13 protein-coding genes are annotated in these 20547 nt (G+C 68.4%); 9 read left to right on the forward strand and 4 right to left on the reverse strand.

Annotated elements, in window-relative coordinates:
• Positions 1-143: 143 nt before the first annotated feature.
• Positions 144-725, forward strand: a complete 582-nt coding sequence (locus tag UK23_RS28275) for a hypothetical protein (RefSeq protein ID WP_156213443.1) — start codon at positions 144-146, stop codon at positions 723-725.
• Here the strand turns inward: UK23_RS28275 and UK23_RS28280 are convergent, their stop codons facing one another.
• Together UK23_RS28280 and UK23_RS49025 are read right to left on the reverse strand one after the other, a co-directional pair.
• Complete coding sequence (locus tag UK23_RS28280; protein WP_156213444.1) at positions 726-2609, reverse strand: tachylectin-related carbohydrate-binding protein; 1884 nt, start codon at positions 2607-2609, stop codon at positions 726-728. It lies immediately after the preceding gene.
• 111 nt (positions 2610-2720) lie between these two features.
• Positions 2721-4718: a tachylectin-related carbohydrate-binding protein gene (locus UK23_RS49025; protein ID WP_196777925.1), complete on the reverse strand. Its 1998-nt coding sequence runs from the start codon at positions 4716-4718 to the stop codon at positions 2721-2723.
• A gap of 389 nt (positions 4719-5107) precedes the next feature.
• Between UK23_RS49025 and UK23_RS28290 the strand changes: the two genes are divergently transcribed.
• Genes UK23_RS28290 through UK23_RS28305 form a run of 4 tightly spaced genes read left to right on the forward strand, consistent with a single transcriptional unit; the run spans position 5108 to position 16550 of the window.
• Positions 5108-14842, forward strand: coding sequence for an RHS repeat-associated core domain-containing protein (locus UK23_RS28290; protein ID WP_052685134.1), 9735 nt, complete (start codon positions 5108-5110; stop codon positions 14840-14842).
• A complete protein-coding gene (locus UK23_RS28295; RefSeq protein WP_052685135.1) occupies positions 14839-15288 on the forward strand; it encodes a hypothetical protein in 450 nt (149 codons plus the stop codon). The genes UK23_RS28290 and UK23_RS28295 overlap by 4 nt, the downstream gene beginning before the upstream one ends.
• A gap of 39 nt (positions 15289-15327) precedes the next feature.
• The gene (locus tag UK23_RS28300; protein ID WP_045314702.1) at positions 15328-15918 is read left to right on the forward strand and encodes a hypothetical protein; all 591 of its coding nucleotides are present in this window, start codon (positions 15328-15330) and stop codon (positions 15916-15918) included.
• Complete coding sequence (locus tag UK23_RS28305) at positions 15915-16550, forward strand: hypothetical protein (protein WP_045314703.1); 636 nt, start codon at positions 15915-15917, stop codon at positions 16548-16550. The genes UK23_RS28300 and UK23_RS28305 overlap by 4 nt, the downstream gene beginning before the upstream one ends.
• Here UK23_RS28305 and UK23_RS28310 read toward each other — a convergent pair.
• A complete protein-coding gene (locus UK23_RS28310; protein ID WP_045314704.1) occupies positions 16544-16885 on the reverse strand; it encodes a DUF1844 domain-containing protein in 342 nt (113 codons plus the stop codon). The genes UK23_RS28305 and UK23_RS28310 overlap by 7 nt on opposite strands.
• Positions 16886-17169: 284 nt before the next feature.
• Here UK23_RS28310 and infC point away from each other — a divergent pair, with 284 nt between their 5' ends.
• From infC to UK23_RS28330, 4 genes are all read left to right on the forward strand, one after another.
• On the forward strand, positions 17170-17784 hold the full coding sequence (gene infC / locus UK23_RS28315; RefSeq protein ID WP_045314705.1) for a translation initiation factor IF-3: 615 nt from the start codon (positions 17170-17172) through the stop codon (positions 17782-17784).
• A 50-nt stretch (positions 17785-17834) separates the two neighbouring features.
• A complete protein-coding gene (rpmI, locus tag UK23_RS28320; RefSeq protein WP_045314706.1) occupies positions 17835-18029 on the forward strand; it encodes a 50S ribosomal protein L35 in 195 nt (64 codons plus the stop codon).
• A 69-nt stretch (positions 18030-18098) separates the two neighbouring features.
• Positions 18099-18488, forward strand: coding sequence for a 50S ribosomal protein L20 (gene rplT / locus UK23_RS28325; protein ID WP_045314707.1), 390 nt, complete (start codon positions 18099-18101; stop codon positions 18486-18488).
• Positions 18485-19327, forward strand: a complete 843-nt coding sequence (locus UK23_RS28330) for a TrmH family RNA methyltransferase (RefSeq protein WP_082115041.1) — start codon at positions 18485-18487, stop codon at positions 19325-19327. The genes rplT and UK23_RS28330 overlap by 4 nt, the downstream gene beginning before the upstream one ends.
• 104 nt (positions 19328-19431) lie before the next feature.
• Here UK23_RS28330 and UK23_RS28335 read toward each other — a convergent pair whose 3' ends face one another.
• Entirely contained in the window at positions 19432-20490 is a 1059-nt protein-coding gene (locus tag UK23_RS28335) for a MupA/Atu3671 family FMN-dependent luciferase-like monooxygenase (protein ID WP_045314709.1), read from the reverse strand.
• Positions 20491-20547 lie beyond the last annotated feature (57 nt).

Below are 20547 nucleotides of genomic sequence, written 5' to 3' on the forward strand. Positions count from 1 at the left end.
ACGTGGGACTGCCGGCCGGTCTGCTGGTGGAGATCGACGCGCTGGCCGTCGTCGACTGATCCGGCTGCCGGACCGTCTGGGCGCTTCGACTCGCGCACCGAGATCGGCAGGTGCTTTGCTGGGGCACGCCTCCGTCCGGGGGCGTGCCCCTTCCCGTTTCCGGAGGCACGCGGGTGATCTCGGAGAAGGCCAACTTCCGCATGCGGGCCGCGCTGCACGCGATCCGGCCCGGCGAGGTGCTCCTGCCGGCTTCTCTGGCCGCCGCCGCGGAGAAGGGCGACAGCCTGGAAATCCCCCGCCAGGACGAGCTGGCCGACTTGTTCGCCATCTCGTTGGCCTACGCGCGGGCATGCCTGAGGGCAGCTGATCGCCCGGCCACGGCGCTGTTCGCGATCTCCGAGCCGTACGACGACGTCATTCCGGTGAGCTCGCACGTCACCTTGTTCGACGACGCGCCTGCCGTGACCGGGTTCGAGGACGACGGTCAGCCGTTGATGTTGCTGAGCACCGAGAAGGCCGACTTCCGGTACGCCTGCAACGACGAGCAGGCGAAGGTCATGGCCGACACCACCGAGGCCCTGAAACGCCAAGGCCACAGCGAAGAAGACGCTGTGGCCTTGGTCAACGAGTTCTGGGCCGAGCCCGGTCGCCGGTGGGCACTGCTGTACGGCGACTGGATCGGTCAGCAGACGGGCGAACACTGGGCCCGCCTGCTGACCCAGTAGCTACGACGTCGTCTTGCCGCCGGTGTACACCAGGCCGGTAGCAGCCGACCGCGCCGACGCGGAACCGAACGAGCCGCGGTAGGCGTAGATCTCGCCCATCGGGTCGCGCCACGTCAGCAGGATGTCGCCACCCCGCAGGTTGATCATCGTGGTGTCGGTGCCCGCCTCGGTGAAGTCCTGGACCTGCCACGCGCGGAACGGCAACGCCGGGTTCGACTGACCCGTCGTGTTCACCAGGCCGCTGGTGTCGCGGACACTCAGCTCCAGGCTGCCAGAAGCGGTCAGCACTGCCGCGGGTGAGCCGGCCGCGACCAGGGAGCCGACCGGCTGCCAGCCCGCGAACGGCTCGCGCTGGGTGTAGATCTTGTTGTCCGAACGGCGGACGACCACCTGCACCTTGCCGTCGGCGTGCACGACGGCGGCGGGCCTGCCCACGACGTCCGAAGCGCCGGTGCTGCGAGCGGCTTCCAGTGACGTGCCGTTGAACCTGCTGACGCGCGCCGAACCGTCCGTGTACCGGCCGATGACGTCGATGGAATCGCCGTTGCGCAGCACGGAGAAGTCCGCGGTGAGCCCCGAGCCGCCCAGCGAGCGCCAAGCACCGAACTTGCCAGCGACCGGAGCACCCCACAGCACCAGCTGCTGGCGGTACCAGAGGGCGCCGGACGAGTCGACGGCGAACGACACGAGCAGGTTGTCGCGGTCCTTCACGATCACCGGCGCGCTGACGAACCGGCCGCCCAGCTCGTCGAACGCGGCGGTCCAGGACGCGCTGTTCTTCGCGGTCTGGCCACGGCCGCGCACGGACGCGTCCTCGTAGCCGTTGGCCTGGATCTCGAGCTTGCCGTCGCCGTAGACGCCGACGCCCACCTCGCCGGTGAACTTGTCGTAGCCGGTGAGGTCCTGGTGGTCCACCAGCAGCAGGTCGCCGGTGTGCCGCTGCCGGCCCTGGGTCAGGCGGCCGGACGAGTTGACGAAGAAGTAGTTCAGCAGGTTGTCGTCACCCTGGTACGCCGCGACGGGAGCGGTGGCGTTCGGGGACAGCGCCGGAATCGGGGGCGTGGGCGTGTAGTTCAGGATCTGGCACGCGTCCGGCGCGCCCTCGATCAGCCAGTCGGCCGGCCAGCCGAGGCCGACGTTCTTGCCCGCGTCCGTGGCCCAGTTTCCCTCGCCGAGGTACCGGTACCACTTCACCTGACCGTTGCTGCCGTTCAGGGCGTAGAAGATGCCGCCACCGACCGAGGCGACATCGGTGAACTGACCCCAGCCGGAACCTCCGACCAGGCGCCCGTACTCGACGAAGCGCTGGCTCTCCGCGTCGTACTGGTAGCGGTACAGCTTGCCGTCGGTCGTGCGGGCGAAGATGCCGCCCGGGCCGTCGGAGAAGATCATGTCGAACCGGTCGCCCCAGCCGGTGTCGATGATCCGTTCCGTCCACTTGCGACTCGACTCGTCGAAACGCCACCAGTGCAGGGCTTTGTCCGACGGGAAGCCGTAGAAGTCGCCCCTCGCGTCGATCATCATGCGGTTGCGGGCGAACGCGTCGCCCCAGCCGTTCCAGCCGGTCGCGATCACGTCGCGGACGCCGCCGTTGTCCCAGCCGTTGCCGTTCCAGCGGAACTTGTGGATCTCACCGCCCGGCGTGATCGTGTACACGCGGCCGCCGGGGCCGGTGCGCATCTGGCCTTCCCACGCGAAGCCGATGCCGCGGTTCGGAGCCCAGACCGGGTTGCCGATCTCGGGTTCCTCGTGCGCCTTCAGGTCGAGGCCGGTGTCGCCCTTGCGGACGAAGATCTGCGCGGCGGTCTGGCACTGCAGTGCCGGATCGGCAGAGGCCGGTGTCGCGGCCAGCGGTGTGATCAGGCTGGCGGCGACGGCTGTCACGGCCACGATCGTTCTTGTTCTCACGTGTTTCCCCAGTGGATGAGTTGAAAGGCATGGCCAGGACCGTCCTCTGTGGAACGATCCACAGAGGACGGTCGGGTGAAGCCGGAATCAGGACTTGGTCTTGCCACCCTGGTAGGTCGGCCCGGCGTCGGAGGCCGCCGAACCCTGCTGCTGGTACGTCGGCCCCGCGTCGGTGACCGTCATGCGGCCGGCGCTGAGCGAGCCGTAGGTGCCGAGGTACGTGTAGAGCTCGCCCATCGGGTCACGCCACGTGATCAGCCACGAGCCGTCGCTCCACGCGGTCGTCGACACGTCGGTCGCGGCCTCGTGGGTGTCGCGGACGGTCCACGCGCGGAAGCTGCCGTACTGCTGGTTCTGGCCGGTGGTGTAGACGAGGTTGTCGGTGCCGCGCACGACGGCCTCGATCGTGCCGCGGGTCGTCATGACGGCGGCGGGGGCACCGGCGGTGGTGAGGCCGTCGATGATCGTCCACGTGCCGGGGAAGCCGGCCGAGTTCTGCTTTTGCGTGTAGACCTTGTTGTCCGCCTTGCGAACGAGCACCTGCAGCGTGCCGTCGCCGGGGTGCAGGACGGCCGCCGGCCTGCCCACGGCGTCGGTGCCGCCGAGGTTCTTCCAGTCGCCGAGAACCCCGTTGGTGAGACGGGCCGCGCGCACCGAGTTGTCCGTGTGCCGGGCCACGACGTCGAACGAGTCACCGTTGCGCACCACGGTGAAGTCGGAGGTCAGGTCGGCGCCGCCGAGCGAGCGCCACGCCGGGAAGACGCCGTCCGCCGCGATCTGCTTGCGGTACCAGAGCTTGCCCTCGGCGACACCGAACGACGACAGCAGGCCGTCGCTTCCCTTGACCAGCACCGAGTCTCCGGCCAGGTGACCGCGGTGCGCGGCCAGACCGGCGCCCCACGTGCCGTTGACGGTCGTCTGCGTCTTGCCGCGAACGTCGGCGTCGTCGTAGCTGTGCGCCTGGACTTCCAGCTTGTTGCTCGCCTGCAGACCGGCCGCGGGCGTACCGGTGAACTTCTCGTAGCCGGTCAACGGCGTGTGGTCGACCAGCAGCAGGTCGTCGGCCCGGCGCTGGTGGCCGTGGTAGAGCGCGCCCCGGTCGTTCACGAAGAAGTAGTTCGCGAGCTTGTCCGAGCCCTCGACCAGCGTCACCGGTGCGGTGAAGTTCGCCTGCACGGCGGGGCGCGGCGTGGTCGGGTAGCCGGTCAGCCGGCAGGAGTTGGTGTCGGCGACGACGTCGAGCTCGCCGTACCAGCCGTTGCCGACGACCTTGCCGAGATGGGTGACCGGGTCGCCCGGCGCCCAGGTGCCGCTGTCCTCGAGGTAGCGGTACCAGAGCAGCTGGCCCTGGCCGTTCTGGCCGGGCCACGTGCCGTACAGGGTGTCGCCGCCGGCCGAGAACACCCGGTTGAACATCTCCCAGCCGTTGCCGACGTGCTTGCCGTACTGGATGAACTGGTCGGCGGCCAGGTCGTAGCGGAAGCGGTACAGGCTGCCGTCGGGCTTGCGCGCGTACAGCACGCCGTCACCGGCCGCGACGATCAGGTTGTACTGGTTCCAGCCGGTGTCGAGGATCTTGCCGCCGCCGGACTCCGCCGACCACCAGCCGTCGTCGCCGCCCTCCCAGACGAACATCTTGAGCAGGCCGTCCGCGTTGATCTCGAACAGCCGGCCCTTCTCGTCGATCGTCACCTTGTTGCGGTGCGCGGCTTCGGAGTACCGGCCCCAGCCGCTGCCGACCGAGCGGAACTGCCCGCCACCGGGCTGCGTCAGCCACTGCCGGCCGTTGAGGTGGAACCTGCGCAGCTCACCCGAGCTGCCGACCAGGTGGTAGACCACGCCGTCCGGGCCCGCGAGGGTGCGTCCGATCTGCCAGCCGCTGCCCACGCCGGTCTGCTTCGGGCCCCACACGTAGTTGCCGTTCTCCGGCTCCTCGTGCGGATACGTGAACAGCTCGCCCGACTGCGTCACACCGATGACGTTCGCCGCCGTGTTGCACACGAGTGAAGACGCGGCGGACGCGGTGTTGACGCTGGGTGCGACGACCAGGGAAATGCCCAGAGCGCCAGTGAGAACGGCACTCAAGCCGGTTCTGCGCACGCGTGTGGAAGTGGTTGACATCGACTTGCCCCCAGGTCCGTTCAATGTGGACAGACAGCATCCGCGAACGCAGCCCCAGTGCCGCGGTGCCGTGCGGACCGTAGCGCAGCCTCCGCGGGGATGGCCAGAGCCCATCGAGGGGGAACTGTCCGGGTTTGTCCGGACATGGACGGACAAACCTTCGGCTCTTGACAGCTCCTCCGCGACCTGACGATGCTCAGAGCGTCGGCACTGGGGTTGACGGCGATTTCACCTGCCGTTGTCGGTACTGGGGTTCTGGGGGTTTCACCATGGCCAGGGGCCGTTTTCAGCGTGCGCGCACGCTGTTTCCGAAATCGCGAAAAGGCAGAGTCACGGCCATCACCGGCCTGATCATGGTGCTGCTGATCGGCACCGTCGGCCCGTCCGCGATCCACATGATTCCCGGCTGGAACAGCGGATCCGCGATCAACCCCAGCGACCTGGCGCCGGACCAGGCCTGGGGGAACGCGGAAGGGCAGCCGCACGAGTCCGAGGGCAGCACCCCGGCGAACCGGGCGATGCCGCGCTCCGAGCTCGCGAAGTACGCCCAGCCGAACTTCCCCGCCGCCGCGACCCCGCCGCCGAACAAGGCGCAGCAGGTCGACGCGCCGGTCGGCTTCAAGGGTTTCAACGCTCAGACGAGCAAGGAAGACGCCGGTAAGCGCAGCGCGAACTCGCGCACGTTCACCAACACCGACGGCACCGAGACCACCGAATACTCGCAGGCGCCGGTCAACTACCAGCGCCAGGACGGCTCGTGGGCGCCGATCGACACGACGATCGTCAAGGACGGCACTGGCTGGCGCAACGCCGCCGACTCGGTCGAGACCCGCTTCAACGGCACCGCGTCGGAGTCGCCGTTCGTGCGCATGCGCCTGTCCGGCGACCACGAGATGGCGTTCGGTTTCGCCGGCGCCGCGGCCTCGCAGGCCCGCGTGGAGGGCAGCCGGATCACCTACCCCGGCGTCGCCGCGCACACCGACCTGCAGCTCGACGTGACCTCGGGCGGTGCCAAGGAAACGCTGCTGCTCGCGAACAGGGACGCAGCCGCGAGCTGGCTCTTCCCGTTGCAGCTCAAGGGCATGCAGGCGAAGACCGCCGACGGCGACGTCGTGCTCACCGACGGATCGGGCAACGTCAAGGCACGCATCCCCGCCGGTCACATGATCGACGCGGACGGCGCGGTGTCGACCGCGATCACCTACGAGGTCGTCCAGCACAACGGCGGCCAGGCGCTGAAGATGACCGCCGACGCGGCCTGGATCCGGGACGGGGCGCGCAGGTTCCCGATCGCCGTCGACCCGACCGTGTCCGGCCCGAACGCGAGCGCGGCCGTCTCCACCAACGGCTCGTCGTCCATCAAGGGCAGCGAACTGTTGTCCGGCAACGGTTACACCACCTACCTCAAGTACGACCTCGGCGCGATCACCAACCACCGGGTGTTCGCCGCCCAGCTCTACCTGAACAACTTCGACGCGCCGTCGTGCCGCCCGCAGCCGATCAGCGTGCACGGCGTGAACCAGAGCTGGGACGAGAGCACGAAGGCCGTGCTGGCGACCGGTGGCGCACTTGGTGGCGCGTCGTTCGCGTACGGCTACGTCGGACTGGGCCAGTCGCACTCGGCCTGCCCGCCCCGCCCGGAGGCGATCGACCTCGGCGAGGGCGGCCGTGCCCTGGTGGAGGACTGGGTCAAGGGCCGGTCCGCCAACAACGGGTTCGCGGTCAAGGCTCTGGCGGGCTGGAAGAAGTTCGCGGGCAGGGGCACGGCGAACCCGCCGAAGCTGTTCGTGACGAGCACGCCTTACGACGCCGGCTACCGCATCGAGCGCGGCATACCGGAACCTCCGGTGCACCGCACCAGCGACAACCCGACGGATCCCAACGCGCCGAAGCCGACCGTCCGCATCGCCGTGACGAACAAGAGCGGCCAGACCTGGACTCCGGGCGCCTACAAGCTCTCCTACCGCGCGTTCACGAACACCGGTCAGCCGAAGGATGCCCGTGTGGCGGCCGAGTTGCCGCGCAACGTCGGTCCTAATGAGACGGTCACGCTGGACGCGCGGGTGTTCCAGCTGGAGCCGGGTGACTACCTGCTCGACTTCAGCATGGTGCACAACAACACCTTCTTCACCGACGAGCAGATCCCGCCCGCTCGCCTGTCGTTGACGGTGTTCGAGCTGCCGCCGATCGTGAAGGCGCAGTACCCGCCGGCCGGTCACTCCTCGCCGGTGCTCACGCCGCAGCTGTGGGCCGACGCGGTGGACGTGGACGCGCCGCCGAACACGACGATCGACTACGAGTTCGAGATCTGCCAGAAGAACGAGCAGACCGGCGAGGTCAACGTCGGCTGCCGGATCTCGCCGCGGTCGAAGTCGCGCACCTGGACCGTGCCGAAGGACTGGAAGCTGCAGTGGAGCGAGACCTACTACTGGCGCGCCTTCGCGATCGACCCGTCCGGTGCCCGCAGCGAGAAGCTCCAGTTCAGCGCGCTGATGACCGCGGTGCCGCAGCCGGACATCACCTCGCACCTCGGCGGTGCGCCGTACAGCGCGGGTGACCTCGACTTCGACCCGCAGATCGGCAACTACACCACCGGCGCCGTCGACTCGGCGATCGGCGTGGCCGGGCCGGAGCTGACGGTCGCCCGCACGTACAACAGCCTCGACCCGCGCAAGGACCTGGCGTTCGGCGCCGGCTGGTCGACGCGCTACGACATGCGGGTCGTGCCGGACAACGACGGCACGGGCAACGTCGTCGTGACCTACCCGGACGGCCAGGCCGTGCGGTTCGGCCGCAACGCCGAGGACGGCAGCTTCGACCCGCCGCCCGGCCGGTTCGCGACCTTCTACCAGGACACCGCCACAGCGGCGCAGAACTACGTCCTGGTCGACAAGTCCAACAGCGTCTACACGTTCCGCCCGTCAGACGGCAAGATCATCACGATCTACGACAACGCCGGCCGGCTCGTGGAGTTCGACTACGGCGTCAACGGGCAGCTCAAGCGCGCGATCAACCGCACCAGCAACCGCACGCTGTACTTCACCTGGTCCGGCGCCCACGTCAAGGAGGTCAGGACCGACGCGCCGGTCGCCGGTGGCACGCCGATCAGGTGGACCTACGAGTACTTCGGCGACCAGCTGAGGAAGGTCTGCGACCCGACCGGCGCCTGCACCCAGTACGAGTACTCGAACGGCTCGCACTACCGGTCCGCCGTGCTGGACTCGAAGCCGGACTCCTACTGGCGGCTGGGGGAGAAGAGCGGTGACACCGCGGTCAGCCAGGTCGCGACCAACCTGACCAAGGACAACGGCGCGCACCTCAACACCCAGCTCGGCGTGGCGGGCCCGCACGACGGCAGCACCGACACGGCCACCGGGTTCAACGGCACCAACTCGATGGTCAAGCTGCCCGACGGCGCGATCAAGAAGAGCCGCGACCTCTCCATCGAGCTGTGGTTCAGGACCACGTCCGGCGGGCCGCTGATCGGCTTCCAGCACAAGCCGTTCGACCAGAACCCCGAAGGCGCCGTTCCCGTTCTGTACGTGGACAAGGACGGCAAGCTGCGCGGCCAGTTCTGGCACGGTCGCGTCTCGCCGATCACCAGCGCGACCGCCGTGAACAACGACCAGTGGCATCACGTCGTGCTGACCGGCTCGCTCGCGGTCACCACGATGTTCCTGGACGGCAACAAGGTCGGCGAGATCACCGGCGCCGAGATCGACGACAGCAGGCTGAACTTCGGCCAGATCGGTGCCGCGCACGCCGTCGGCCCTGCCGACTGGGCGCCGTACGGCTGGTGGCCGGGCGAGGGCAAGAAGTTCTTCAACGGCACGATCGACGAGGTCGCGCTCTACCAGCACCCGCTGGGCGAGTCGGCGGTCAAGGCGCACTACGCCGAGCGCGGGCACTCCGACCAGCTGACCAAGGTGATCATGCCGTCCGGCCGCGTCGCCGCGCAGCTGAGCTACGACACGGTCAACGACCGCATCTCGGAGTACACCGACGACAACGGCGGCACGTGGAAGCTCGGCGTGCCGCAGGTCTCGGGCAACGAGGAGAAGGACGCGGCCGGCCGTTCGGTCAAGAACATGGTGCGCTCCGTCGAGGTCACCGACCCCGGCAAGCGCTCGCACTTCTTCGACTACGACCCGGTCAAGGGCCGGATCATCAGGTTCGTCGCGCCTCTCGGCGTCGGCGTGCGTCCGGAGGACAGACCAGATCCTTCAGTCGTGCCGACGACTCCGACGGCGGCGCCGCCGTGCACGGGCAACCCGGCGCCGAACCCGGACGGCAGCCCGACCTACTGCGGTGGCAAGACCGGCAACAACCCGAACTGGATCGGCGGTCCCGTCCAGGGCGTCGGCGTCCGCTCGTACGACTACGACGAGAGCGGCTTCCAGCACGTCATCACCGACGAGAACGGCCACCAGGTCGAGCTCAGGCACGACGACCGCGGCAACGTGTTGTCGCGCAAGACGTGCCGCACCTCGACGCAGTGCGACACGGAGTACTTCACGTACCAGAAGCCGGCTCCCGGCCACGTGAACGACACCGACCCGCGCATCGACAAGCAGCTCACCTCGCGGGACGCGCGGTCGGCGAACGACGCGGACAACACGTACCTGACCTCGTCGGAGTACAACGAGCGCGGCGACCTGACCAAGCAGACCATGCCCGACGGCTCGACCGTCGTGCACACCTACACCGCTTTGAACGATCCCGGTGAGGGCGGCGGCGTTCCCGCCGGTCTGCTGAAGACCACCAAGGACGGTCGCGGCAAGATCACGACCTACCGCTACTACCCGAACGGCGACCTGTTCTCCGTCACCGAACCGCCGCGCGCGGAAGGTGCCGCGGGCATCGTCACCGAGTTCCGGTACGACCTGCTGGGCCGCAAGATCAGCGAGAGGCAGATCTCGGACGCCTACCCGGCCGGGCTGGAGACGAAGTACCTCTACGACCCGCGGAACAAGCCGATCGAGGTGACCGACGCCGCCGTCACGAACGCGGTGACGGGCGTCAAGCACACCAGGCACACCAGGACGACGTTCAACGCCGACGGCCTCCCGGAGCGGGTCGACATCGCCGACCTGACCGGTGGCGACGAGACGCGGACGATCGCCTACGGCTACGACGACCGCGGCCGGCAGAACTCGGTGACCGACGGCGAAGGCGCGACGACCTCGTACTCCTACGACGTCTTCGGCAACCGGACGTCCGTGGTGGACCCGTTGGGCACCAAGGTCGAGTACGCCTACACCGCCCGCAACAAGCTCGCCGAGGTGCGCCTGCGCGGCTTCCACGGCAAGGCGATCAGCGGTGGCGCCGGTGCCGGCGAGACTCCGGACGACGGGCAGCTGCTCGTGCTGGAGTCGTACACCTACGACCTCGGCGGCCGGTTGGTCTGGCAGACCGATGCCATGGGCCGCAAGACGATGTACGACTACTACCAGAACGGCCTGCTGTTCCGTACCCGTGCCGAGGTGCGCAACCCGGACGGCACGAAGTCCGCGAAGCTGCTGGAGGAGAACAGCTTCGACGCCGCGGGCAACGTGCTGACCCGCAAGACCCCCGGTGACCCGCAGACCGGTGACCGGATCACCACCTACAAGTACAACCGCAACAACCAGGTCGAGGAGATCGTCGCCGATCCGGGCAAGCTGGCGCGCACGACGCTGTACTCCTACGACCAGAACGGTCTCGTCAAGCAGATCGTCAAGTCCGGTCAGGGTTCCAGCACCGGCACGATGAACGCCGCCACGAGCGAGGTCGTCGACTACACCTACGACGACACGGGCAACCAGCTCACCGAGGCCGTGAAGTTCGGCTCGCAGGCGTTCACCACCTCGCGGCAGTACGACCGGCGCGGCCTGATGGTGGCGGAGACCGACCCGCGCGGCTTCACCACCGAGCTCTCCTACGACGAGCAGGAGCGCCAGGTCCGGGTGAAGCAGCCGGCCGTGGCGGTCGAGACCAACGGCGGCGCACCGGTCAGCACCAGGCCGGAGAACGTCGTCGGCTTCGACACCTTCGGCGACGAGGTCGAGTCGAAGGACGAGAACGGCCAGATCACCAAGCGGGTCTACGACAAGACCGGCCGCCCGGTGCGGGTGGAGCTGCCGGACTACGTGGCACCGGGCACGACCACGCCGATCAAGGCGTCGACGTCGACGAAGTACGACGCGGCGGGCAACGCGGTCGAGGTGACGAGCCCGCGCGGCGCCGTCACCCGGTACCGCTACGACCAGCTCGGCCGCATGGTGGAGCGCCAGGATCCCAAGGCGGACAACCCGACCGAGGTCGGTGGCGTGTGGAAGTACACCTACACGCACAAGGGCGAGCAGCTCTCGGCCACCGACCCGACGGGCGCGCGGACCGAGTCGACCTACGACGACCTCGGCCGTCAGGTCACGTCGTCGGTGCTGGAGCGCAAGCCCGTCGCGGCCGCGTTCACCACGACGTTCGAGTACAACGACGCCGGTGACCTGGTGAAGGCCACCGCGCCGAACAACGACGTCAGCCGGTTCACCTACGACGCGCTCGGCCAGCGGCTCACGTCCACCGACCCGGCGAACGTGACGACGAAGTTCGGCTACGACGGTGCCGGGCGTCAGGTGTGGCAGCAGGACGCCATGGGGCGCACCAGTTTCGTGCGCTACGACGCGGCCGGCCGGATGAACGGCCAGTTCAGCCTCGACAGTGCCGGCACGATCCTGCGCAACACCAAGTACACGCACGACGCGGCGGGCAACGTCGAGACGGCGACCGACGCGATGGGCAAGGCCGCGCGGTTCACCTACGACGCCTTGGGCCGGATGACCCAGCAGGTCGAGCCGGTGTCGGACACCGAGTCGATCACGACCTCGTTCGGTTACGACGCGGCCGGTGCGCGGACCCGTTACACCGACGGCCGCGGCAACAAGTTCGTGACGACGTACAACTCGTGGTCGCTGCCGGAGTCCGTGATCGAGCCGTCGACCGACGCGCACCCGAACGCGGCGGACCGGACGTGGACGACGTCGTACGACGTGGCGGGCAGCGTCGCGAAGATGGTCGCTCCCGGTGGTGTCACGCGGGAACGGCAGTACGACAACCTGAACCGCCTCAAGCGGGAGACCGGCGCCGGCACCGGGGTCGCCTCCGCCTCCGCCGAGCGGAACCTGGGCTACGACGAGACCGGCAGGTTGCTCTCGTCGGGTGCGCCGGGCGGCACGAACGTCTTCACCTACAACGACCGCAGCGGAATGCTGACCGCGAACGGCCCGTCGGGTGACTCGTCGTTCGAGTACGACGAGCTCGGCCGGATGAAGACGCGCACGGACGTGTCCGGCACCGCCCGGTTCACCTACGACAAGGGCCGCCTGCACACCGCCACCGACAGCATCACCGGTACCGGCCAGGTGTTCAGCTACAACGCGGCCGGGCAGCTGTCGCGCATCCAGTACGGCAGCAGCCGCAACCGCGAAGTGGACTACGACGCTCTCGGGCGAATGAAGTCCGACGTGATGAAGGACGCCACTTCGTCGGCCGTGGTCTCGTCCTTGGCTTACGAGTACGACAACAACGACCGGTTGACCCGCAAGGTGACCACCGGTCTGGCCGGTTCCGGTGACAACACCTACGGGTACGACTACGCGAACCGCCTGAAGTCGTGGACGGTCGGCGGAGTCACCACCGCCTACGAGTGGGACGCGTCCGGCAACCGTGTCAAGGCCGGAGACAAGACCGCTACTTACGACCAGCGCAACAGGTTGTTGGCGGACAGCGACTACACGTACCGGTACTCGCCTTCCGGGGCCATGTTGTCGCGCACGTCGTCCGGGTTCGAGGAGAAGTTCTCCTTCGACGCGTTCGACCGGCTCATCGCGGTGGGCAAGACCGCCTACGGCTACGACGACTTCGACCGCGTGGTCAGCCGCAACACCAAGAAGTTCGTGTACGCCGGCACGGACATCGACCCGGTGTCCGACACGGATTCCCTTTACGGGCGCGGTGCTTCCGGTGAGCTGCTGTCCATCTCGTCCGGCACGGAGAAGCGTCTCGCCCTGACGGACAAGCACGGCGACCTGGTCGGCGGCTTCGACCCGGCCCAGCCCGGCATGCAGGACTCGGCCGCGTACGACCCGTTCGGCAAGCAGCTCGCTCGTACCGGTTCTGCGCGTTCCGTCGGCTACCAGGGCGACTGGACGGACTCGGAGACCGGTCAGGTCAACATGGGTGCCCGCTGGTACCAGCCGGGGACAGGTGCTTTCGCTTCCCGCGACTCGGTTTCGGCTTCCTCGGGTGCCTCGGTTCTGTTCAACCGCTACACCTACGGCGCCGGCCGTCCGCTGGACATGATCGACCCCGACGGCCACTGGCCGAACTGGGGCGCGGTCTGGAACGGCGTGAAGTCCGTCGCCAAGGTCGGCTTCGAGGTCGTCAAGGAAGTCTCCGGCTACAACGACATCGCGAACTTCATCCGCGAGCCGAGCTTGGGCAACTTCCTCTGGGCCGCCTCGAACTTCGTCCCCTTCGGCAAACTCGCCAAGGGCGCCAAGTACCTGGCCAAGTACGGCGACGACCTGATCGGCGGCGTGCGCAGGTACGGCGACGACGTGGCGGGTGCCGCGCGGAAGTACGGCGACGACGTGGGCGGTGCCGCGCGCAAGTACGGCGACGACGTCGCCGGTGCGGGGCGCAGGTACGGCGACGACGTGGCGGGCCTGGCCCGTCGCAACGCAGCCGACATGGCCAAGACAGCGGCACGCGAAGCAGCTCAAGCAGCGGCCCGCAAGGCAGCAGCGGCAGCCCGTGCGGCAGCCGAACGCCTGGCGCGCATGAAGGCGGTCACGGCCCGTGCGAAGGCCGCGATCTCCCACGCCGTCAAGAACAACCCGATGCCGATCCTGCAAGCGGCCTTGAAGCCGCGGATCGCCCTGAAGGACCTGGTGTCCTCCGCGGCGAACCTGCCGGCCCGCATGGTCGCGGCGGTGGCCGAGAACGTCCAGGACGTCAACAAGGTCTGGGACACCATCAAGGCCACGATCATCAAGCCCGGCGTCGAGGTCGTCCAGGCCGCGGCCGAGCAGATGGTCTCGGACTTCGCCAACAGCCAGATCCCCGGGCTCGGTGACCTGATCAGCCTGTTCGGGCCGAATCGCAAGCGGGGCAACGACAAGGCGAAGGACTCCGGTGCGCACGCGCGCAACGAGGCCGGCGCGAGCTGCCCGATTCCTCTTGCGAGGAACAGCTTCACCGGTGACACGCCGGTGCTGATGGCGGACGGATCACGCAAGCTGATCCGGGATCTGCGCGACGGCGACCTGGTCCTGTCCACCGACCCGACCACCGGCAGGACCGAGCCCCGCAAGATCACCGAGGTGCGTCAGTACCTGACGGACTCGACGGTCTACCAGCTCGAGGTGAAGTCGGATTCCGGTACCGGCAAGATCACGGCGACGGATGAGCACCCGTTCTGGGTGCCGGATCTCGGGCGTTGGCTGGGGACCGAGGACCTCAAGCCCGGCTATCGGTTCCTGACTGCGGACAACAAGCCGGCGACGGTCACCGGTACCCGGACGTTCTCGGGTGGCAGGCTCGTCTACAACCTCACGGTTGACGGACTGCACACCTACTACGTGGGTGCTGGTGGTCCTGGAAAGGCTGCCGTTGCCGACGTTCTCGTCCACAACGAGGATGATGACGGCGTCACGCCGCTCCCGTGCGGCGCCGACGGAGTGCCTGTTGACCACTTGGCACTTGGAAAGGATCCGAGGAGCGGTCGAGGAGTCCAGGAGTTCGCGGCAAAGCTCAGCGCGACGCATCTGATGGGCACGGGCGGGTGGAAGGAAGTGGTCACGGCCACCCTCAAGAACATCGGCTCGGGCTCGAAGGTCTCCTTCCTGCTCGACGGGCTTCCGGGCGCCGGGCAGGGATACGAAAGGGCCGCGCACCTCGCGAACGAGTACATCAAGGCCGGCGGCAAGAACGCCACCGAGTGGGAGTTGGCGCAGGCCCAGAGACTCGGGAAACTCGATGAGATCGACTTCTATCGAACGAGCAGGAAGACGGGCGATTGGGTACCGGTGAAGCCCAAGAAGAAGTGAGGCCCGTCCGGGCCGGGCTGGACCTCCGCGACGACCGGGAGTTCAGCCTGGCCGGCTACGGCCTCAGCCACACGTGGGCGCTGTTCCGCGGGTTTCCTCCGAGGGGCGGCGATCCGTCGCCCACGTTCAGGGTCCGGGTGCTCGATGTCGCGTTCCTGGGGCTGGACTGGATCGCCACTCGCAAGCACGTCCAGTCGTTGCACGTGAGGATGGCTGATCAGGCAGAGCGGGATGCGCTGACGGAGAGAGTCGGCCGGATTCGCGAGTCGAACGCCGTCTTCTTCCTGGAGGCCGGCTCGACCGAGAGCTTCGTCATCGCGTCGCGCGTCTACTGGGCCGAATACGAGCTGATCGACAGTGCGGAAAGCCCGCTCGTGTCGGATGACCACGAGTACCGGCTGGCGAATCCGCCGCTCGGACCGGTCCGCTACGCCGACTGCATGTGATCATCGACGGCTGATAAGTCACGTGGCAGCATCCGGTCCATGAAGTGGTACGCGGACAGACCGGGCAGGCTCACGCGTCAGCTGATCGCCGACCTCCTCGCCGTGGCGTGGGTGGCCATCTGGATCTGGGTGGCCACCACGGCCCACGACTGGGTCCTCGAACTGAGAGCCCCCGGCGACGGGCTGGTCAACGCTGGCGGCGACATCCGCGACGTCTTCACCAACGCGGCCAGCAAGGCGCGGGACGTTCCGCTGGTCGGCGACGACCTGTCCGGGGCGCTCGGGAACGGGACCAAGGCCGGCGAGACGTTGATCGGGGTCGGCAACACCCAGATCGGGGTGGTGCAGGACACCGCGTTCTGGCTCGCGACCGCCCTCGTCGTGGTTCCGGTCCTGTTCCTGTTGATCACGTGGCTGCCGGTGCGGCTGCGGTACGCGCTGAAGGCCGCCAACACCGCGAAGCTCCGGGACAAGCCGGACCTGCTCGCTTTGAGAGCGCTTACCAGCCTGACGCCCAAGCAACTCGCCAAGTTCGACGGCGACCCCGCGGTGGCCTGGCGGACGGGCGACCTCGACGTCATCGAGGAACTGGCCAAACGTCAGCTCGCGGCGCTGGGGGTGCGGGCATGATCGCGCTCTCGGTGATCGCCGCCGTCGTGGCGATGTGTGCTGTGGCCATCTCGTTGTGGCAGGCGCGAGAGGCCAAGAACGCCCAGGACGCGGCCAAGCAGGCCTACGACGAGGCGCAGGCGGCGCGCAAGGCCGTCGAGCAGGCCGCGACGAGTGCGTTGCAGGCCAAGACGGCCCTGGAAGATGTGAAGAAGGTGGCCGCTCAGGCGCAGGAGGCGGCCAAGCAGGCGCAGGAAGCCGCCGAGGCGTCCAGGATGCTCGCGGACGAGGCGCAGCTCACCGCCCAGCAGGCCACGCAGCAGGTGAACGAGCTGACGGAGAGCCTCAACGCCGAACGCATGCGGAGGGGCATGCCGACGTTCGCCATCACGCCCGGCGCGCCCGACGAGTTCCGGTTGAGCTACTTCGGCGGGCCCGCGGTCATCGAGCAGCTCACGGTGTCCGTGGTGCCGGGCAGCAGGGTGCTGGGCCTGTCGCAGCACGACGAGCCCCCGGCCGAGCACCTCGCGCTCGGCCCGCTGCACAACGGCAGCGCCATCACCTTCAGGGCGGCGACCGGGCAGCGGGCCAGCGCGGTGTTCCAGATCAGGGCAGAGCCGTGGGAACCCGTCGTGGTGCGCGCGGATCAGTAGACGGGACCGGTGTACTTCTCGCCGGGACCCTGGCCCGGCTCGTCCGGTACGACGGAGGCCTCGCGGAACGCCCGCTGCACCGACTGCAGACCGTCCTTCAGCGGCGCGGCGTGCGGGCCGAGGTACTCGCCGGACGCGGTGATCAGGCCGGCCAGGGCCGTGATCAGGCGGCGCGCCTCGTCCAGGTCGCGGCGCGGCGAGTTGTCCGGGTCCGGGTCGGCCAGGCCGAGGCGTTCGGCGGAGGCGGACAGCAGCATCACGGCCGCCCGGCTGATCACCTCGATGCTGGGGACATCACCCAGGTCGCGGACACTGTCTTCAAGCGGATCGGTCACCCCGACATTCAAGCAAGCCGACGTCACACGGCCGCGATTCGGGGGTTGACATCGGGTCTGCTAGTATTTCGGACGCGACCAGCTCTCGTTAGTGCGAGAGCGGCAAGTGGAGCCCCGCTCCCACCCGCGTTCACCGCCTCAAGAGGTGGCCGGGTCCGGTCCTCCTGAACGTCAGGGCACACGGGTGTCCGGCGCAGAAGGTATGTGATCGGTCGGAAGCGGGCCCTGTCGTCATCGACGACGGGGCTCTTGTTTTTGGCGCAAACGAGTCTTAAAGGACGTGAATGACAAGTCCCTCGAACCGAGGTGCTCCTGTGAGCACCGAGCCGCGCATCAACGACCGCATCCGCGTGCCTGAGGTCCGACTGGTCGGGCCGAACGGCGAGCAGGTCGGGATCGTTCGCATCGAGGACGCGCTCCGACTCGCGCAGGAAGCGGATCTGGACCTCGTCGAGGTCGCCGCGCAGGCTCGACCGCCGGTCTGCAAGCTCATGGACTACGGCAAGTTCAAGTACGAGACGGCGCAGAAGGCTCGCGAGTCTCGTCGGAACCAGCAGCTGACTGTGATCAAGGAGCAGAAGCTCCGGCCGAAGATCGACCCGCACGACTACCAGACGAAGAAGGGCCACGTGGCCCGCTTCCTCTCGCACGGGAACAAGGTCAAGGTGACCATCATGTTCCGCGGTCGAGAGCAGTCGCGCCCCGAGCTCGGCTACCGGTTGCTGCAGAAGTTGGCGGAGGACGTCGCGGAGCTCGGCTTCGTGGAGTCCAACCCGAAGCAGGACGGCCGCAACATGATCATGGTGTTGGCGCCGCACAAGAACATCAAGCCGCGTTCGGTGAAGCAGGACCAGGACGACGTCGTCGAGGGTGACGACGCCACCGAAGCCGCTGAGTAGAACGCATGCCCCGCCCCCGACCCGGTGGGTAGCACGAGACGAGGACGGAAATGCCGAAGAACAAGACGCACAGCGGGACCTCGAAGAGGGTCAAGGTCACCGGCAGCGGCAAGATTGTCCGGGGTAAGACCGGCAAGCGCCACCGCCTGGAGAAGAAGTCGAGCCGCGTGACCCGTCGCATGAGCGGCACCACGGTCGTGTCGGACAGCGACGCGCCGCGCTTGAAGAAGCTGCTCGGTCTCTGACCGCTTAGACCCCCTAGCAAATCGGGGCGGGCCCCGACCCCGCCCCCTTGAGATCGACAGGATGGACCCGTGGCACGCGTCAAGCGGGCTGTAAACGCCCAGAAGAAGCGTCGTACCACTCTTGAGCTGGCGAGCGGTTACCGCGGCCAGCGCTCGAGGCTGTACCGCAAGGCCAAGGAGCAGGTGCTCCACTCGCTCAACTACGCGTACCGCGACAGGCGTGCGCGCAAGGGCGACTTCCGCAAGCTGTGGATCCAGCGGATCAACGCCGCTGCCCGCGCGAACGGCATGACCTACAACCGTCTCATCCAGGGGCTGCGCCTGGGCGGCGTCGAGGTCGACCGCAAGATCCTCGCGGACCTCGCCGTCACCGACGCCACCGCCTTCACGGCCCTCGTCGAGATCGCCCGCGCGGCGCTCCCGGCCGACGTGAACGCTCCGGCCGGGGACCAGGCCTGAGCCAGCACGATCGCGGCTACCGACCCGAGGCAGCTCCGTTCACCGAACGGACGCCTCGGGTCGTTGCTGCTCGCCACCTGACACGCCGCCAGGGCCGTGACAAGGCCGGTCGCTTCCTCGTCGAGGGCGCCCAGGCCGTGCGTGAAGCGCTCGCCTGGCGCAACGGCGTGGTGCACGAACTGTTCGTCACGGCGACGGCGGCGGACCGCAACCCCGAGCTGCTCCAGACCGCGGCGCAGGCAGGTGTGCGGATCAGCGACGTCACCGACAAGGCCGCCGAGTCGCTGTCGGAAACCGTGACGCCGCAAGGCCTCATCGCGGTCGTCGACGCCGTCCCGCAGCCGCTCGACCAAGCGCTGCGGGGAAGCCCGCGGCTCGTCGCCGTGCTCTACGGCGTCTCGGACCCCGGCAACGCGGGCACCGTCACGCGCGTGGCGGACGCGGCAGGAGCCGATGCGGTGATCTTCGCGGGCGACACGGTCGACCCGCACAACGGCAAGTGCGTGCGCGCCTCCACCGGCTCGCTCTTCCACCTGCCGATCGCGCGTTCCCGGGACGCAGCGGAGGTTTTCGCCGCGTGCCGCCGGGCCGGCCTCAGGCTCGTGGCCGCCGACGGCTACGCGCAGGAGGACCTCGTCGAGGCCTCTGTGAAGGGCGACCTCAAGCAGCCCACCGCGTGGGTGTTCGGAAGCGAGGCCCACGGCCTGCCCGACGACGTGGTGGCGTCCCTCGACACCTCGCTGAAGGTGCCGCTGTACGGGGCTGCCGAGAGCTTGAACCTGGCCACGGCCGCTGCGGTGTGCCTTTACGCCTCGGCGAGTGCGCACCGCACGGCCTGACTGGGGTTCGTGCCGCCGTATGCGGTTCTCGCGCTTGTCGCGCTGGCGTGTGGTGTGTCAGGTCGCCGACGGCCTGGACGTGGCCGCACGGCGCCTGACCGGGTTCAGCTCGCCGCGTTGCGCTCCTGGCAGACGTCGCGCAGGCGGTTGAGGTGCGTCAGGCCGCCGAGGACCTCGTCCGTCGGCAGGCCGAAGTCGATGAGGCACGCGATCTCGTCCACGCCGAGCTCCGCGAGGTTCGCGGCCACCCCTGCCGCCTTGTCGACGGAACCGAGCAGGCCGACGTTGTCGAAGTAGTGGTCGAAGGCCCGCTCCACCAGGAAGTCGACCTCGTCCTGGTCGAGGCTGTCGGGATCGGCCGGGTCGGTGCTGACGTCCGAGGACAGGATGAGGCGCAACGAGCTGCGCATGTAGTCCATCAGTGACGGCCTGACGATCTCGCGCACGGTCTCGTCGTCCTCGCCGAGGAACGTGTGCACCATCACGACGACGTGCCCGTTCCACGCGCCGTTGGTCGCCTCGGAGGCGGCCTTGCGGTACTCGGCGATCTTGCCGGCCAGCTCCTCCGGGGACTGCCCGAGCAGGTGCGTCAGCAGGCCCGCCCTGTTGCGGCCCGCGCTGCGGAACGTGGTGACGTCGCCGACGCTGGTGACCCACACCGGCAGGTCCTCCTGCACGGGCGGCGGGAACGAGCGGACCTTCACCGGTGCGCCGGTTCCGTCGGTGACCTCGATGGGCTCGCCGCGCCACAGCGTCCGGACCTGCTCGATGCGGTCGTACATCTCGGTGCGGCGGTCGGCGTAGGCCGACGGGTTCAGCGCGAAGTCGGTGGCGTGCCAGCCGGAGGCGAACGAGACTCCGACGCGGCCGTTCGAGATGTTGTCGACGACCGACCACTCCTCGGCGATGCGCAACGGGTGGTGCAGGGGGGCCACGACGCTGCCCGCGCGGATCTTGACACGGCTGGTGACGGCGGCGATCGCCGCGCTGGTCACCGACGGGTTCGGGTACGTTCCGCCGAAATTGTGGAAATGGCGCTCGGGCGTCCAGACGGCGTGAAAACCGTGTTCGTCCGCGAAACGCGCGCCGTCGAGAAGCAGCCGATACCGGTTTTCCTCGGCGTTTCCGCTGTCGTTGGCGAAGTAGAAGAGGCTGAAATCCATTGTCGCGGTCCCCCGGCGATCGGCCGAATTGACGAGCAGATGCGCGCCCCACTGTAA

Source organism: Lentzea aerocolonigenes (genome assembly GCF_000955955.1).
Classification (GTDB): Bacteria; Actinomycetota; Actinomycetes; order Mycobacteriales; family Pseudonocardiaceae; genus Lentzea; species Lentzea aerocolonigenes_A.